The organism is Curtobacterium sp. ME26 (genome assembly GCF_903970945.1).
GTDB lineage: Bacteria > Actinomycetota > Actinomycetes > Actinomycetales > Microbacteriaceae > Curtobacterium > Curtobacterium citri.
Window position 1 is genome coordinate 55,615 of sequence record NZ_CAJCKG010000016.1, and the last position, 14,867, is coordinate 70,481.

General features: G+C 72.9%; 15 protein-coding genes. 3 read left to right on the forward strand and 12 right to left on the reverse strand.

What is annotated here, in order from left to right:
- Window positions 1-55: 55 nt before the first annotated feature.
- The 7 genes from H7A69_RS08470 to H7A69_RS08500 all read right to left on the reverse strand — a co-directional run bounded on the left by H7A69_RS08470 (window position 56) and on the right by H7A69_RS08500 (window position 7,990).
- Window positions 56-985, reverse strand: a complete 930-nt coding sequence (locus H7A69_RS08470; protein ID WP_182046650.1) for a PfkB family carbohydrate kinase — start codon at window positions 983-985, stop codon at window positions 56-58.
- Window positions 985-2,454, reverse strand: coding sequence for a purine-cytosine permease family protein (locus tag H7A69_RS08475; protein ID WP_182046651.1), 1,470 nt, complete (start codon window positions 2,452-2,454; stop codon window positions 985-987). The genes H7A69_RS08470 and H7A69_RS08475 overlap by 1 nt, the downstream gene beginning before the upstream one ends.
- 105 nt (window positions 2,455-2,559) lie before the next feature.
- Window positions 2,560-3,576, reverse strand: a complete 1,017-nt coding sequence (locus tag H7A69_RS08480; RefSeq protein WP_182046652.1) for an ADP-ribosylglycohydrolase family protein — start codon at window positions 3,574-3,576, stop codon at window positions 2,560-2,562.
- Window positions 3,573-4,283 (reverse strand): GntR family transcriptional regulator, encoded by a 711-nt coding sequence (locus H7A69_RS08485; RefSeq protein ID WP_182046653.1) that lies wholly within the window; start codon window positions 4,281-4,283, stop codon window positions 3,573-3,575. Before H7A69_RS08485 ends, H7A69_RS08480 begins: the two co-directional genes overlap by 4 nt.
- A 117-nt stretch (window positions 4,284-4,400) precedes the next feature.
- Complete coding sequence (gene glgX / locus H7A69_RS08490; RefSeq protein WP_182046654.1) at window positions 4,401-6,419, reverse strand: glycogen debranching protein GlgX; 2,019 nt, start codon at window positions 6,417-6,419, stop codon at window positions 4,401-4,403.
- A gap of 111 nt (window positions 6,420-6,530) precedes the next feature.
- The gene (gene msrA, locus H7A69_RS08495) at window positions 6,531-7,052 is read right to left on the reverse strand and encodes a peptide-methionine (S)-S-oxide reductase MsrA (RefSeq protein WP_066651533.1); all 522 of its coding nucleotides are present in this window, start codon (window positions 7,050-7,052) and stop codon (window positions 6,531-6,533) included.
- Between the two features lie 155 nt (window positions 7,053-7,207).
- Window positions 7,208-7,990: an SDR family NAD(P)-dependent oxidoreductase gene (locus tag H7A69_RS08500; protein ID WP_182046655.1), complete on the reverse strand. Its 783-nt coding sequence runs from the start codon at window positions 7,988-7,990 to the stop codon at window positions 7,208-7,210.
- 86 nt (window positions 7,991-8,076) lie between these two features.
- Here H7A69_RS08500 and H7A69_RS08505 point away from each other — a divergent pair, with 86 nt between their 5' ends.
- Together H7A69_RS08505 and H7A69_RS08510 are read left to right on the forward strand one after the other, a co-directional pair.
- The gene (locus H7A69_RS08505; RefSeq protein ID WP_182046656.1) at window positions 8,077-8,931 is read left to right on the forward strand and encodes a helix-turn-helix transcriptional regulator; all 855 of its coding nucleotides are present in this window, start codon (window positions 8,077-8,079) and stop codon (window positions 8,929-8,931) included.
- A 120-nt stretch (window positions 8,932-9,051) separates the two neighbouring features.
- Window positions 9,052-9,312, forward strand: coding sequence for a hypothetical protein (locus tag H7A69_RS08510; RefSeq protein ID WP_069711858.1), 261 nt, complete (start codon window positions 9,052-9,054; stop codon window positions 9,310-9,312).
- A 103-nt stretch (window positions 9,313-9,415) separates the two neighbouring features.
- Here the strand turns inward: H7A69_RS08510 and H7A69_RS08515 are convergent, their stop codons facing one another.
- The 5 genes from H7A69_RS08515 to aztB are packed head-to-tail and all read right to left on the reverse strand — an operon-like array spanning window position 9,416 to window position 14,449.
- Window positions 9,416-10,237, reverse strand: coding sequence for an aldo/keto reductase (locus tag H7A69_RS08515; RefSeq protein WP_182046657.1), 822 nt, complete (start codon window positions 10,235-10,237; stop codon window positions 9,416-9,418).
- A gap of 18 nt (window positions 10,238-10,255) precedes the next feature.
- Window positions 10,256-11,437, reverse strand: a complete 1,182-nt coding sequence (locus H7A69_RS08520) for a hypothetical protein (RefSeq protein WP_182046658.1) — start codon at window positions 11,435-11,437, stop codon at window positions 10,256-10,258.
- Between the two features lie 26 nt (window positions 11,438-11,463).
- On the reverse strand, window positions 11,464-12,369 hold the full coding sequence (locus H7A69_RS08525; protein ID WP_182046659.1) for a metal ABC transporter substrate-binding protein: 906 nt from the start codon (window positions 12,367-12,369) through the stop codon (window positions 11,464-11,466).
- A complete protein-coding gene (locus H7A69_RS08530) occupies window positions 12,366-13,556 on the reverse strand; it encodes an ABC transporter (RefSeq protein WP_182046660.1) in 1,191 nt (396 codons plus the stop codon). The genes H7A69_RS08525 and H7A69_RS08530 overlap by 4 nt, the downstream gene beginning before the upstream one ends.
- Window positions 13,553-14,449 carry a zinc ABC transporter permease AztB gene (aztB, locus tag H7A69_RS08535; protein WP_182046661.1) on the reverse strand — a complete coding sequence of 299 codons (897 nt, stop codon included), beginning with the start codon at window positions 14,447-14,449 and terminating at the stop codon, window positions 13,553-13,555. Before aztB ends, H7A69_RS08530 begins: the two co-directional genes overlap by 4 nt.
- 50 nt (window positions 14,450-14,499) lie before the next feature.
- Between aztB and H7A69_RS08540 the strand changes: the two genes are divergently transcribed.
- Window positions 14,500-14,867: ATP-binding cassette domain-containing protein (locus H7A69_RS08540; protein WP_182046662.1), on the forward strand; the 368-nt coding region annotated here is incomplete at its 3' end.

Consider the following 14,867-nt stretch of genomic DNA (forward strand, 5'->3'; position numbering starts at 1 on the left):
CTCCGTGTGCCCCGTGTGTCCCGCTGGCCGTCGGGGGACGACCGGACAGGCGGTGTCAGGCCGACGGGTGCGCCGCCAGGAACGCGTCCGTCTCCGCCGCGGTCGGTGCCGTCGCCGGACCGTGCCGCGTCACGGCGAGGGCCGCCGCCGCGTTCGCCCGCCGGACCGCGTCGACCAGCGAGGCACCGCGGGACAGGGCCGCGACGAGCACGCCGCCGTGGGCGTCGCCCGCGCCGTTCGAGTCCACCGCGTCGACGGCGAAGCCGGGCACCAGCACCGGGGCGGCCCCGGGCTCGGCGACCCAGCAGCCCGCTGCGCCGTCGCGGACCAGGGCGGTGCCGCGGGCGGATGCGGCGATCGTGGTGACCGCCTCGGGGAGTCCTGCGGCCGTCGGGGCCAGGAGCCGCGCCTCCCGGCCGTTCGCACTGACCACGTCCGCACGCGCGGTGACGGGGCCGAGGACCGCCGGGTCGAGTGTGTCGACCAGTGGTGACGGGTCGAGCACGACGCGGACGGAGGGCGGCACGGTGCCGATCCAGTCCGCGATCGCCGGGCCGTTCACAGCGTGCGCGAGGCCGTAGCCGGAGACGAACACGGTGTCGTCGGAGCGGAGCTCCACGCGGTCGAGGTCCGACCGGTCGAGGCGACGCTCGGCGCCGACGCTCGTGACGAACGTGCGCTCGGTCGAGGCGTCGACCAGGGCGACGCAGTAGCCGCTGTCGACGTCGTCGAGGCCGGGCTGCAGGACCTCGACGCCGGACGACGCGAGTGCTGCGCGGACGACGTCACCGAACGGGCCGGTGCCGTACTGGCCGGCGAAGGCCACGTCGATGCCGTCCCGGACGGCGGCGACCATCGTGTTCAGGCCGCCGCCCGCGGTGATCGTCGATGCCGAGGCGATGACGTCCCCGCCGGGCTCCGGGATCGCGTCGACCCGCATGACGATGTCGACGATCACGTTGCCGACCGAGACGAGCCGGGGCATCAGCGGCCCTGCTCGGGGGCGAGCACCTGGCCGCGTGCGCCGCCGGTGAGCAGGTACACGGCTGCGGCGACGACGAAGGTGACGATCCAGCCGAGGCCGTTCGCGCCGATCCAGCTCGCCGAGAACGCCCCGACGAACACGGGCTCGGCGTCGCCCACCTGCACCGCGGTGAACAGGAACCCGACGACGATCGCGACGACCCAGGCGGCCAGGGCTCCCCACGCGACCCCGCCGCGGTACCAGTAGCGGCCACCGGCACGGAGGTCGAGGAGCGCGACGGGGTCGTACCAGCGGCGCCGGAGCATGTCGGCGGTGAAGACGCCGAGCCAGGCGGTGATCGGGACGGCGAGCACCGAGATGAAGGTGATGAACGGCGCGTAGAAGCCGTCAGCGACGAGCATGAAGTACATCGCGCCGAGCGTCGTCACGACGACGTCGACCGCGACTGCCCAGACGCGGGGGACCGCGATGCCGAGGGTGAGCGTGGTGAGGCTGGCCGAGTACACGGACAGGTGGTTCGACAGCAGCAGGCCGCCGAACGCGGCGACGAGGTACGGGATCGCCATCCAGCCGGGCAGCAGGTCGCGGATCGCGGCGACCGGGTCACCGGCCTGGGCGAGGGTCGGGTCGCCGGCGGACACGAGCGCGCCGAGTCCGACGAGCACGACGAGGGGGATCCCGGCGCCCGCGGCGCTCGCCGCGATCAGGGCCCCTGCCCGGACGGATGTCCGGGTGTAGCGGGCGATGTCCGCGCCGGCGGTCGCCCAGCCGATGCCGGTGCCGGCGGCGATCGTGCCGATGCCGATCACCATCGCGCTGACCGGACCGGCGGGCTGCGACCCGACGACGTCCCAGTCGACGCGGAGCACCAGGAAGACCGCGACGAAGACGTTGAGGGCGCCGAACACCCACGTCGCCCACTTCTGCACGGCGACGATGAACGCGTGGCCGAGGCCCGAGACGAGCACCGTGGCGACGACGAACACCAGGATCGCGACGATCGTCAGCACCGGGTGGGCCTTCGCGTCACCGTCGGTGCCGAAGAGGATCGCGAAGAGCGAGAGCAGCACGAACGCGGCGGTGGTGGTGTTCACGGTCTCCCAGCCCAGGCGGGAGAGCAGCGACACCGCGGTCGGCCCGACGTTGCCGCGCACGCCGAACACCGCACGGCTCAGGGTCAGGCCGGGAGCGCCGCCGCGACGGCCGGCCACGGAGATCACGCCGACGACCGCGAAGGACCCGGCCGCGCCGATCACGGCGACGAGGAGGGCCTGCCAGATGGTCAGCCCCTGGAACGCCACGAGGGTCGCGCCGAGCGGCAGCCCGAGGATCGAGATGTTCGCGGCGAACCAGACCCAGAAGAGCGCGCCGGGTCGGCCGTTCCGCTCGTCGGCGGGCACGGGCTCGATGCCGCGCTGTTCGATGCTCGTCAGCGTGCCGCTGGAGAGCGTGGTGGTGGCGTCGGCCATGGGGTCCTCTTGCGTCGTCGGAAGGGGTGGTGCGGGAGGGGTGGTGCGGGTGGGGAAGGGGGACCGAGCGGTGGCGAGGGGGGACGCCACCGCTCGGCGTCGGGGTCAGCCGCGGTGGCGGAGCGTGAGCAGTCCGTCGACCAGCGGGCCGAGGTCGAGGTGGTTGACGGTCGTCACGGTGGCGACGGCGTCGGCGGGCCAGGCGTCCGCACCGTCGACGGCGCCGAGCACGGCCCCGGCCATCGCGGCGATCGTGTCGGTGTCGCCGCCGATCGACGCTGCGGTGCAGAGCGTCTCCCACGGGTCGAGGTCGAGTGCGACGAGGGCGAGGGCGGCGACGACGGACTCCTGGCTGGCGACGCTCGTGCCGATGAGCCGCGAGACCGTGTCGATCCGGTCCGCCGCGGGCACGGTCGGCAGGTACCCGCGTGCCCAGGCGGTCTTCGCCGCGATGTCGGCACCCGCGACCCAGTGTCCGCGCTCGGCGCCGATCGTGGCGGCCGCGACGGCGGCGTCGAGTGCCTCGGTGCGGGATGCCCCGTCGATGCCCGCGCTGACCGCAGCGGCGACGGCACTCGCGCCGGCCACGCCGAGCCCGGTGTCGTGCGTGACGCGGCAGGCGTCCTGCACGGCGTCGACCAGCCGCACGAGGTCGCCGGACGGCACGGCGATGCCGACGGGAGCGATGCGCATCGCGGCGCCGTTCGTCGTGCCGGTCGACCCGGCCTCGGACGCCGGGACGCCGTCGAGGATCCGCTGCACGGCCGTCTTGGTGCTCGGCCCGAGCAGGTCGAGCGAGCCCTTCGCCTCCATCGCGCGCTCCCAGGCGATGAGCGCCTCGGCGAAGCGGGTCGGGTCGATGCGCCCGTCGCCCTCCAGGAGCAGCTCGGCGACCATCACGGCCTGCTCGGTGTCGTCGGTGATCGTGCCCGCGGGCATGCCGGCGGCGATCCGCTGGTGCGGCCCGGCGTCCACGAAGCCCGTCAGGACACCGTGGTCGGCGCGGATCTGTGCGAGCGACATCGACTGGGTCGGCATGCCGAGGGCGTCGCCGATCGCGAGTCCGGTGAGAGCGGCGAGGGCTGCGGTGTGGTCGTCCACGGGGTGCTGTCGGGTCGTCATCGTGCCGTCCCGAAGCGCATGTGCAGCCGGAAGCGGTCGGGGTCGAGGAGGCTGTCGACGCGCTCGACGAACGTGCCGTCGGCGGTGCGGGAGACGCGGCGGCTCCGGAGGAACGGGGTGCCGGCGGGCCGGTCGAGCAGCGCCGCGTCGTCGACGTCGAGCGGGACGACGTCGACCCACTGCTCGGCCTCCGCGGGGACGAGGCCGGCCTCGGCGATGGTTGCGGTGAGCGAGTCGTCGACCAGTCCGTCGGTCGTCGCGGCCGCCAGGCGCCCGACGTGCGGCAGCACGCTGCGCTCGAGCGACACGGGTCGCCCGCCGACGACGGTGCGGAGCCGGTCGACGGCGACGAAGGTCGCCTCCGCTGCGTCCACCTCGGCCTGGAGGCGCGGGTCGTCCAGCCGGGCGAGCCGCAGGATGCGCGTGGTCACCTCGGTGCCCGACGCGGCGATCGACCGGGCCCAGCCACCGCGCGGGTCGAGCGTGGCGCCGTCGAACGTGACGACGGAGCCGATGCCCCCGCGGGTGGCGATGTACTCGTCGTCGGCCAGGTCGGCGAGGGCGGCCCGGACGGTCCCGCGGCTCACCGCGAACCGTTCGGCGAGGTCGTGCTCGCCGGGCAGGCGCTCACCCGCGCGGTACCGGCCCGACGCGATCGCGTCGCGGAGGGCGTCGGCGACGAGACGTCGCTTCGATGAGACCGGCATGGACAGGAGTGTACATGTACAACGCCTGTCCAGTCATTGGGGTCCCCACACGACGGGCGGGAGGCGCGGTGCCAGCCGGCACCGCGCCTCCCGTCCGTGTGTCCGTGCGACCGAGGACTACACCAGCGCCGTGAAGGACGCGTCGCGCACGAGCAGCGACGTCGCGTCACCCTCGACCGCCTGGTCCGGGTCGCTCGACAGACCGAGCGACCACGTGCCACCGCCCGGCTTCTCCGGCAGCGTGAACTCGACGGTCGTGTCCGAGGCGTTCATGAGCACCGCGACGGTGTCGTCGCCCTGCTGCAGCACCAGGATCACGGCACGGTTGCCCGCGTCGGCCCAGTCGCCGTCCTCGAAGCCCTGCGCGTCGGCGCGGAGCACCTGCACGGTCGACTCGGAGTCGCCGGGTGCCGTGCGGTACCAGATCGGGCGGAGCGCCGCGTGCTGCTTGCGGAACGCGATCGCCGCGGTCGTGAAGGCGAGCAGGTCCTGGTCGGCGGCCTCCCAGTCGAACCACGAGATCTCGTCGTCCTGGCAGTAGGCGTTGTTGTTGCCGCCCTGCGAGCGGGCGATCTCGTCACCGCCGAGCATCATCGGGATGCCCGCCGAGAGCATGAGCGTGCCGAGGAAGTTCCGGCGCTGGCGGTCGCGGTAGTCGTTCACCGCGCCGTCGTCGGTCGGGCCCTCGATGCCGCCGTTGAACGAGGTGTTGTTGCTCTCGCCGTCGTTGTTGTCCTCGCCGTTCGCCTCGTTGTGCTTCTCGGCGAACATCGTGAGGTCGGCCAGGGTGAAGCCGTCGTGCGCGGTGACGAAGTTCACCGAGCAGAGCGGGGAGCGGCGCGAGCCCTCGTAGACGTCCGGGCTGCCGAGGGTGCGCTGCACGGCGTCGCCGAGGGTGCCCTCGTCACCGCGCCAGAAGGAGCGGAGGTCGTCGCGGTACTTGCCGTTCCACTCCGACCAGTCGGCCGGGAAGCCGCCCACCTGGTAGCCCGCGGTGTCCCACGGCTCGGCGATCATCTTGACCTCGCGGAGCACCGGGTCCTGGTGGATGATGTCGAGGAACGCGGAGTGCTTCTCGGCCTCGCCGTCCTGACGGGTCAGGGTCGTCGCGAGGTCGAAGCGGAAGCCGTCGACGTGCATCTCCTCGACCCAGTAGCGGAGCGAGTCGGTGATGAGCCCGAGCGCGGAGGGGTGCGAGACGTTGAGGCTGTTGCCCGTGCCGGTCGTGTCGAAGTAGTTGCCCTCGTCGCCCTCGACCAGGCGGTAGTACGACGCGTTGTCGATGCCCTTGAAGGACAGCGTCGGGCCCATGTGGTTGCCCTCGGCGGTGTGGTTGTAGACGACGTCCATGATGACCTCGAGCCCCGCGGCGTGCAGGGCCTTGACCATCTCCTTGAACTCGGTGACCTGCTGGCCGGCCGTGCCCGAGGACGAGTACTCGTCGTGCGGGGCGAAGAAGCCGATGCTGTTGTATCCCCAGTAGTTGCGGAGGCCCTTGTCGGCGAGGGTCGAGTCCTGTACGAACTGGTGCGTCGGCAGCAGCTCGACTGCGGTCACGCCCAGGTCGGTCAGGTGCTTGATCGCGGCGGGGTGTGCGAGGCCCGCGTAGGTGCCGCGGATCTCCTCGGGCACGTCCGGGTGCTGCTTCGTGAAGCCCTTGACGTGCACCTCGTAGACGACCGTGTCGGCGTACGGGGTGTGGAGCAGCTGGTCGCCGTCCCATTCGAACGCGCGGTCGGCGACGACGGACTTCGGCATGGCGCTCGCCGAGTCGGTCTCGTCGATCTGCTCCGGGTCCTCCATGTCGTGGCCGAACAGGGCCTGGCCCCACTCGTACGAGCCGTCGACGGCCGTGGCGTACGGGTCGAGCAGGAGCTTCGCGGCGTTGTGGCGCAGGCCGTTCGCCGGGTCCCAGGCGCCGTGCACGCGGAAGCCGTACCGGGTGCCGACGGTCACGTCCGGCACGACGTCGTGGAAGGTGTAGCCGGTGCGGTTGCGCAGCTCGGTGCGGTGCTCGGTGCCGTCCTCGTCGAAGCGGCAGAACTCGACGCGCTCGGCGGTGCTGGAGAAGAGCGCGACGTTGGCGCCGCCGTCGACGAGCGTCACGCCGAGCGGGGTGCGGGAGGAAGTGGTCATAGTGCACTTCTAGCGGGCGGCGACTGTGTCCTCACGTCGCCTGCGTACCCCGTGACGGACGGGAGGCGCGGTGCCAGCTGGCACCGCGCCTCCCGTCCGTCGGATCGAACGTCAGACCGTGGCGGTCGCCTCGTCACGGTGCGGGAGCTTCCAGCCCGGACGCACGAAGTGGCAGGTGTACCCCGCCGGGTACTTCTCGAGGTAGTCCTGGTGCTCCTCCTCGGCCTCCCAGAAGTCGCCCGCGGGCTCGACCTCGGTGACGACCTTGCCCGGCCAGATGCCGGAGGCGTCCACGTCCGCGATGGTGTCGAGTGCGACCTGGCGCTGCTCGTCGTTGGTGAAGTAGATCGCCGAGCGGTAGCTGCGACCGACGTCGTTGCCCTGCCGGTCCTTCGTGGACGGGTCGTGGATCTGGAAGAAGAACTCGAGCAGGTCGCGGTACGAGATCTGCGACGGGTCGAAGACGATCTCGACGGCCTCGGCGTGGTCGCCGTGGTTCCGGTACGTGGCGTTCGGGGTGTCCCCGCCGGAGTAGCCGACGCGCGTGCTGATGACGCCGGGTCGGCGGCGGAGGAGCTGCTGCGCTCCCCAGAAACACCCGCCGGCGAGGATGGCGGTCTCGGTCGTGGTCATGCTGGCCTCCTGGGCGTCGTCGTTGCCGCTGGCTGCGGCATCACCGGGTGCAACCGGCGACCCCGGGCGCGTGTTCCCGGGTCGTGGTCCATGGTGCGCCTCGGTCGTGGCAGCACGGACGGCCCACGTCCAGCCGAGCGGGTACCGCGGGTGCGTCAGGCCCCGGCGCCGCCGTCCACGGGGATGCTCGCACCGGTCACCATCGAGGCCCGGTCGCTGAGCAGCCAGGCGGCGACCTCGGCAACCTCCTCGGGGCGGGCCATCCTGCCGAGCGGCACCGAGGCGTCGATCTGCTCCGTGATCCCCGGGGTCGCCGCCACCCACGCGGCGATCATGTCCGTCGCGGTGCCGCCCGGGGTGATGCCGTTGACCCGGATGCCCTCGGGTGCCCACGTCACGGCTGCGGTCTCGGTGATGCTGTTCAGGGCGCGCTTCATCGCCCCGTAGGCCGGCAGTGCCGGGTTGGCCCGGCGGCTGCCGATGCTCGAGGTGTTCACGATCGCCCCGCCGCCGGAGTGGCGCATCAGGGCGGCCTCCGCGGTCATCGCGACCCAGTGCCCGCGGAAGTTGACCGCGAACTGGGTGTCGATGTCCTCGTCGCTCGTGGTGTCCAGCGGACCGGGCTGCTGGATCGCGGCACCGTTGTTGAAGGCGCCGTCGAGTCGTCCGTGCAACTCGCCGACACGGTCGACGGCGGCTCGGATGCTCGCCGGGTCGGCGAGGTCGAGCGCGACGGCGTCGGCGGTGCCGCCGGCGTCGCGGATCCCGGAGACGACGGTCTGGAGGGACCCGGTGCTCCGCGCGGCGAGGACGACTGCGGCGCCCTCGTCGGCGAAGAGGCGGGCGGCGGCAGCACCGATGCCGCGGCTGGCGCCGGAGACGAAGACGACCTTGCCGGAGAGCAGGCCGTTCGGACGGGTGGTGGTGTGATCGGTCATGCCGTCAGCGTCCGTCCTGCGGCGACCGCGCAGCCAGGTACACCCGGTACCAGGACGGCGTCGCGCTCGCGGGGGAGGATCGGCGCATGGACAAGCACGAGCTCGCCGCGTTCCTCCGCGCCCGGCGCGAGCGGCTGCGCCCGGAGGACGTCGGGCTGCCGTCGGGGACGCGTCGGCGCACGCCCGGGCTGCGCCGCGAGGAGGTCGCGGTCCTCGCCCACATCTCCACCGAGTACTACGTCCGGCTCGAGCAGGCACGAGCCCCGCGCCCCTCGGCCGAGGTGCTCGCCGGCATCGCGGGGACGCTCCGGCTCACCGACGCCGAGTCCGACCACCTCCACCTGCTCGCCGGGACCGCGCGGACCCGGACCGCGAGCCTCCGGCGTCAGGTGCGGCCGAGCATCCTGGCGGTCGTCGACCGTCTGCCGCTGACCGCTGCGATCGTGCTCGCGGCCGACTTCGAGGTCCTCGCGTGGAACCCCCTCGCCGCCGCGCTCATGGAGGACTTCGCCCTGCGGGACCGTCGGGACCGCAACCTCGCCCGGCAGGCCTTCCCCGTCGGCGGGACGGGCGGGGCGTCCGAGCCGCCGTACGGCATCGCCGACGGCGCCGAGTTCCGGCACCAGGTGGTGATGCAGCTGCGGACGACGCTCGCGCAGCACCCCTCGGACCCGGAGGTCATCGCGCTCGTCGACGAACTCCGGACGGGCAACGCGGAGTTCGAGCGGCTGTGGTCGCGGCACGACGTGCAGCCGGCCCCGGTGCTCACGAAGACCTTCCACCATCCGTCGGTCGGGCCGGTCACGGTCGACTGCGACAGCCTCGCGCTCGTCGACGGCGACCAGTTCCTCGTGCTCTACACCGCGCCGCAGGGTTCCCCCGACGCGGATGCCCTGGCGCTCCTCGGGATGCTCACCGCGCGGGCTGCCGCGAGCGACTGAACCGCCGCGGGCCTGCGTCGGTGCGCGTCGATGGACGCCGTGCGCACCCGTCCATCCCGCGCGTGCGTGTCGTCCGGCTATCGCTTACCATTCGAACACACGTTCGAACGGGAGGTCGAGATGATGCTGACGCACGAGGTCGCCACGGTGTGGTGGGAGCGCGGGGTACCGGACCGCATGGTGTGGCGGGATCGCCGTTGGCGGGTGAGCGACAGCCCGACGCGGCTGACCGCGACGGCGGAGTTCCTGCCGTCGGCGATGACGCACGCGCCGGAGCGCACGGTCGGGTGGCGCTTCCAGGTGAGCGCCGACGAGGACGCGGTCGTCGTCGACATCGTCCCCGAGGGTGACGGTTGGGTGGTCGCGCGGACCTGGCGCTGACGGTCGACGAGACCGGCGTGGCGCTTCCCGTGCATCGACGGGCACTCGTGCTGAGGCCCTCCGATGGTCACACCATCGGAGGGCCTCAGCACCGGTACTGAGCTCAGCTGTCGGTGTCGTGCAGCCCGTCGAGCGTCGCGAGGTCCTCGTCGGACAGCGTGAAGTCGACGTCCGCGTTCTCCGCGATGCGGGACGGCGTGGTCGACTTCGGCAGGGGGAGGACGTCCTTGTCGAGCAGGTAGCGGATCGCGACCTGGGCCACCGACCTGTCGTACTTGCCGGCGATCTCGCGGATGGCCGCGTTCTCGAGCAGACCGCCCGTCGCGAGCGGCGAGTAGCCCTCGGTGAGGATGTCGTGCTCGCGGTCGAACGCGGTGGTCTCGTCCTGGGTGTTGCCGATGAACCAGCGGATCTGGTTGGCGTGCGGGACGACGTCGGTGCGACCGAGCAGGTCCTGCAGGTCGGCGACGTCGAAGTTCGAGACACCGATGCTCTTCGTGCGGCCGGCCTCGTACAGCTCCTCGAAGACCTTCCACACCTCGACGTTGCCGTCACGGTGGTCGGAGCCCATGTCGCTCCAGGGCCACGGCGCGTGGATCAGGTACAGGTCGACGTGTCCGAGGTCGAGGTTGCGGGACGACTCCTCGAAGGCGCTGCGTGCACCGTCGGCGGTCTTCACCTCGGCGGGCAGCTTCGTGGTCACGAAGACCTCGTCGCGCGCGATGCCGCTGTCGCGGATCGCCTCGCCCACGCTGGCCTCGTTGCCGTACGCCAGCGCGGTGTCGATGTGCCGGTAGCCGGCCTCGAGGGCGGTCTTCGTGGCGTCGTACGCCTCGGAGCCGGTGGGGATCTGCCACGTCCCGAAGCCGATCTTCGGGATGTGCAGGCCGTTGGAGAGGGTGAACGTGTCGGTGAGAGCGGGCATGTCGCGGACAGTACGCCGTCAGGCGACCGCGATCTCGTTCGGGACGCCCGGCAGTTCGTCGCTCGACGCGACGACCTTCCCGGTGGTGAGGTCCACGGCGTGGACCTTCCGCTCGGCCGGGTCGGTGACGTAGGCGACGTCGCCGACGACCTTGAGCGCGGGGTGGGCGTCCTGCCACTCGGTCGGACCCTCCCACGCGTCGATGACGTCGAAGGAGTCGATCGGCTCGCCCGTCTGCTCGTCGAAGGTGTGCAGTGCGCCGTCGGAGCCGAGGACCACGGCCTCGTCGCCGGGGCCCCGGGCCAGGTCGCGGAACGTGAAGCCGACGCCCTCGGGCATGTCCGCCACGCGGTACTCGCCGGAGGCCGCGTCGATGAGGGCGACCTGGTCGAGCAGGTAGCCCTCGCTGTCCGGGTCGTCGTTGAAGTCGCCGACGGCCACGGACGAGTCCTCGGTGGTGAACAGGTTGCCGGTGCGGCCGTACTCGGTCGGGGCGTCGATCTTCGTGAACGCGCCGTCCTGGTACACGAGGGCGCCGTCGGTGCAGCCGAAGACCGCGACCTCGCCCTGCACCGCCCCCTCGCCGTGCACGTTCGGGCACGCCTCGGAGCGGGCCAGCTCCTCGCCGTCCTCGTCGAGCGCGCGGACGCCGGTGCGCTCCTCCTCGGTGCCGATCGTGCTGAGGAGCGTGCCGTCCTCCAGCATGATCGCGACACCGTGGTGGGCGGCCTCGGACTCCGTGGTCTCGACGTCGGGCAGGCGGTCGCCGTCGAGCTCGTCGTGGTCGAACACGGTCACGTCGCCGGAACCGTCGGCGAACAGGGCGGTCTTCTCGCCGTGGACGACGGCGTGGCCGCCGGTGTCGGCGGGGAACACCGCGTCGGTCAGGGCTGGCGCCGCGGCGGTGTCGAGGACCCGGAAGCCCTCGGGCACCGTGACGAGCACGTGGCGGCCGTCCCCGGCGGGGTTCACGCGGGTGAAGCCGTCGATCGCGTCGTCGGCGACGACCTGCAGGTCCTGGTCGAGGGTGAGCAGGCCGCCGTCGTAGGTGAGGACGATGCGGTCGCCTCCGGCTGATGCGGCCTTCGTGGTGCGGGTGCCCTCGGCCTCGGCAGCGGGGCCGGTCGAGCAGCCGGTCAGGACGAGGGCGGCGGCGCCGAGCAGGGCAGCGGGCGCAAGCGTGGTGCGGAGTGGTGTCATGCCGTTCACTGTACTGATTCTCATTCTCAATTAGAAATCGACAGGCCCGCGACGATCGCGTTCGTGTTGGAGCGCATCATCCCGAGGTAGGTGGAGGCGTCGCCGTCCTCGGTCAGGGACTCGGTCGCGAGGGACCGGATCCGGACGTGCACGTCCACCTCGTCGGCGAGCACCTCGGCCAGCCGTGCGGGCTGCGAGAGGTCGGCGAAGATCGTCGGGACGCCCGCCTCGTCGATCGCGGCGGCCAGGTCGCGCAGGTCTGCTGCACTGGGCGAGGCCAGCGTGGTGCCGCTCGGGATGACGGCGCCGACGACGCGGAAGCCGTACCGGTCGGCCAGGTACCCGAACACGTGGTGGTTCGTGACGAGCGCCCTCCGGTCCTCGGGGATGCCCGCGAACGCGTCGGTCATCTCGTCGTCCAGCGTCGCCAGCTCGTCGAGGTACGCGTCGGTGCCGGTCGGTTCGACACCGGCGTCGCGCAGGTCGGCGTCGAGCGCCTCGACGACGTCGACCATGCGCTCGGGGTCGGTCCAGAGGTGCGGGTCGGGCCCGCTGTCGTCCTCGGTCGTCCACTCGAGCGCGTCGACGTGGTCGCCGGCGGTGAACACCGGGACGCCGTCGGAGGCGGCTGCCTCGACGTGACGGGCGACCCCCTCCTCGAGCCCCAGGCCGTTCTCGACGACCAGGTCGGCGGTCCGGAGCTGTGCGGCCTCCTTCGCGGAGACCTCGAACGAGTGTGGGTCGGCGCCCGCGGGCATGAGCACCATGACGTCGGCGGCGTCCCCGACCACCTCGGTCACGACGTCCCCGAGGATGTTCGTCGTGACCGCGACGAGGGGTCGGTCCGACCCGGCGGACGAGCAGCCCGCCGTGGTCACGACGAGACCGGCGGCCACGGCCAGTGCGGCGGCGGCCCGGAGGCGGCGCGTCACAGCCCGACCTCGGCGAAGGCCACGGGGGCCTCGGGCAGCTCGATCGACCGGGCGACCCGGGCGCCGTCGGCGAAGTCGACCTCGTGCACCTGCTCCCCGGACGCGTCCGTGACGTAGGCGCGCTGCGCGTCGAGTTGCAGGAGCGGCTCGGCGGCGGGGTCCAGGAGCGGCTGCGTGGTGGCGACGGCCCCGGTCGACGCAGTGACGACCACGACCCGCCCCTGGTCGTCGACGCCCACCACGTGCTCGTCCTCGTCGTCGACCGCCGTCACCGCGCGCAGCGGCCGCTCGGTCTCGACCAGGCGCCAGGTGCCTTCACGGACGTCGAGCAGCCACGCGCCCCGGTCCCCGGCGAGTCCGGCGACCGTCGGGCGTCCGGAGCGTGCCGAGAACGCCGTCGGCCGGTCCGCGCCGGCCGGCAGCGCGACGACGGAGGTCCCGCCGTCGTCGCCGACGACGACCGCGCCGTCCGCGCAACCGACGACCGCCCCGGCCCGGGTCACGGTGCCGCCCGCGGGGTCGGCGCACGCCTGCTCGGTGCCGGTGGGCTCGCCGTCGGCGTCGAGCAGGCGGACGACGTCACCGTCCCCGGCCACGAGCTGCTCGCCGAACGGCAGCAGGACGGTCGCGTCGACCCGGGTCGTCTCCTCGACCTCGCCCTGCCCGAGGGCCGCGCGGTCGAGGACGACCGCCTCGCCGCGCTCCGGCCAGGTGATGGTCGTCATGGTCTCCGAGGAGTGCACCTCGACCGGACCGCCGCCGTCGATCGTGTCGACGACCCGCGGCTGCGCGGCGTAGTAGTGCGTGTGGTCGCCGTGGTCGACCGTCCAGGAGCCGCCGTCGACGATGGTCGTCCGGTCGTCGGTGCTGGTCACGAGGAACCGGCCGTCGGTTGCGGCGTGCTCGGGGGCGTCGACCGGGTCGAGGTCGGTGGTCTCCCCGGTGAGCAGGTCGTGGATCGCGGTCGCGCCGGTGGCGGACACGGCCAGGAGGCGCACCTGCGGCTCCTGTGCCTCGCTCGCGCCCGCGACGTAGCCGTGGGGCTTCGCGGTGCCGGTCGGTCCGTCGGCCGCCGGTCCGGTGGATCCGCCCGTCGAGCAGGCGGTGGCGGTGATCGCCAGGGCGGCGGCGATCGCGGTGGTGGTGGCCAGGCGCGCGGGTGCGCGTCGCTTCGTGGGCTGGTTCATGCTGCCTCTCGTGGTGCCGGTGCCGGTGCCGGTGCTGGTGCTGGTGCTGGTGTGCGTGTGGTCGGTCGCGGGCCGGACACCCGCGGGCGGAGGGCCGCGAGGGCGCGCGAGACGGCGACCGATCCGACGGCGACGGCCGCGATGCTCGCTCCGGCGGCGGTGCCGAGGTGCCAGGACACGAGCAGGCCGACCGCGACCGCGACGGTGCCGATGCCCGCGGCGAGCAGCATCGTCGAGCCGACGTGCTTCGTCCACGCGCGGGCGGCCGCGGCCGGGGCGAGCAGGAGCCCGACGACGAGCAGCGTGCCGACCGCACGGTAGGACGCGACGACGGCGAGCGTCACGAGGCCGACGAGCACGACCTCGGCCAGTCGGGGGCGGAGCCCGAGGGTCGTGGCCTTCCGGGCGTCGAACGCCGCCGCGGTGAAGGGCCGGTGGAACACGGCGGCGAGCACGAGCGCGACGACGACGGCGATCGCGAGTCCGCCGAGGTCCGCGCGGGTCACGGCGAGCACGTCCCCGAACAGGATCGCGGTCACGTCGGTGGCGAAGGACCGCGACGACGACACGATGATGACCCCGAGCGCGAGCATGCCGACGAAGAGCAGCCCGATCGAGGTGTCGTACGACAGCCGTGCCCGGCGGCGGAGCGCCCCGACGCCGAGCACCATCACGCCCGCGCTCACCGCGGCGCCGAGGACCGCCGGGATCCCGGTCAGGGTGGCGACCGCGACGCCGGGGAGCATGCCGTGCGCCAGGGCCTCGCCGAGGAACGCCATGCCGCGGACGAGCACCCACGTGCCGACGACCGCGCAGAGGACCGCCGCCAGGGTGCCGCCCGCGAGCGCGCGCAGCATGAAGTCGACGGAGAACGGATCGGTCAGCCAGGTCACGCTGCGAGACGCTACATGAAAACGACTATCGATACTGATAGCGTGCTCAGGTGCTCACCACCGCAGTCCCCCCTGCCCTCGAGGTCGCGCACCTCGTCGTCCGACGCGGCGACCGGACGGTGCTCGACGGCCTCGACGCGACGTTCCCCGCGGGGGTCGTCACGGCGCTCACCGGGCCCAACGGATCCGGCAAGTCGACGCTGCTCGACGCACTCGCCGGGGTGGTGACGCCGGTCGGCGGAGCCGTGTCGGGCCTCCCGTCCGGCGGTGTCGCGTACGTGACCCAGGCCGTCCCGCCGACCGCGCTCCCGCTGACCGTGCGGTCGACCGTCGCGATGGGGCGGTGGCGGGCACGGCCCTGGTGGCGACCGCTCGGACGGGCGGACCACGCGGTGGTCGACGTCCAGCTGGAGCGGAT

What these genes read in the sequence shown, in the direction of transcription:
- H7A69_RS08470 (WP_182046650.1), bottom strand. Translation starts at nt 985, where the DNA reads ATGCCCCGGCTCGTCTCGGTCGGCAACGTGATCGTCGACATCGTCATG.
- H7A69_RS08475 (WP_182046651.1), bottom strand. Translation starts at nt 2,454, where the DNA reads ATGGCCGACGCCACCACCACGCTCTCCAGCGGCACGCTGACGAGCATC.
- H7A69_RS08480 (WP_182046652.1), bottom strand. Translation starts at nt 3,576, where the DNA reads ATGACGACCCGACAGCACCCCGTGGACGACCACACCGCAGCCCTCGCC.
- H7A69_RS08485 (WP_182046653.1), bottom strand. Translation starts at nt 4,283, where the DNA reads ATGCCGGTCTCATCGAAGCGACGTCTCGTCGCCGACGCCCTCCGCGAC.
- glgX (WP_182046654.1), bottom strand. Translation starts at nt 6,419, where the DNA reads ATGACCACTTCCTCCCGCACCCCGCTCGGCGTGACGCTCGTCGACGGC.
- msrA (WP_066651533.1), bottom strand. Translation starts at nt 7,052, where the DNA reads ATGACCACGACCGAGACCGCCATCCTCGCCGGCGGGTGTTTCTGGGGA.
- H7A69_RS08500 (WP_182046655.1), bottom strand. Translation starts at nt 7,990, where the DNA reads ATGACCGATCACACCACCACCCGTCCGAACGGCCTGCTCTCCGGCAAG.
- H7A69_RS08505 (WP_182046656.1), top strand. Translation starts at nt 8,077, where the DNA reads ATGGACAAGCACGAGCTCGCCGCGTTCCTCCGCGCCCGGCGCGAGCGG.
- H7A69_RS08510 (WP_069711858.1), top strand. Translation starts at nt 9,052, where the DNA reads ATGATGCTGACGCACGAGGTCGCCACGGTGTGGTGGGAGCGCGGGGTA.
- H7A69_RS08515 (WP_182046657.1), bottom strand. Translation starts at nt 10,237, where the DNA reads ATGCCCGCTCTCACCGACACGTTCACCCTCTCCAACGGCCTGCACATC.
- H7A69_RS08520 (WP_182046658.1), bottom strand. Translation starts at nt 11,437, where the DNA reads ATGACACCACTCCGCACCACGCTTGCGCCCGCTGCCCTGCTCGGCGCC.
- H7A69_RS08530 (WP_182046660.1), bottom strand. Translation starts at nt 13,556, where the DNA reads ATGAACCAGCCCACGAAGCGACGCGCACCCGCGCGCCTGGCCACCACC.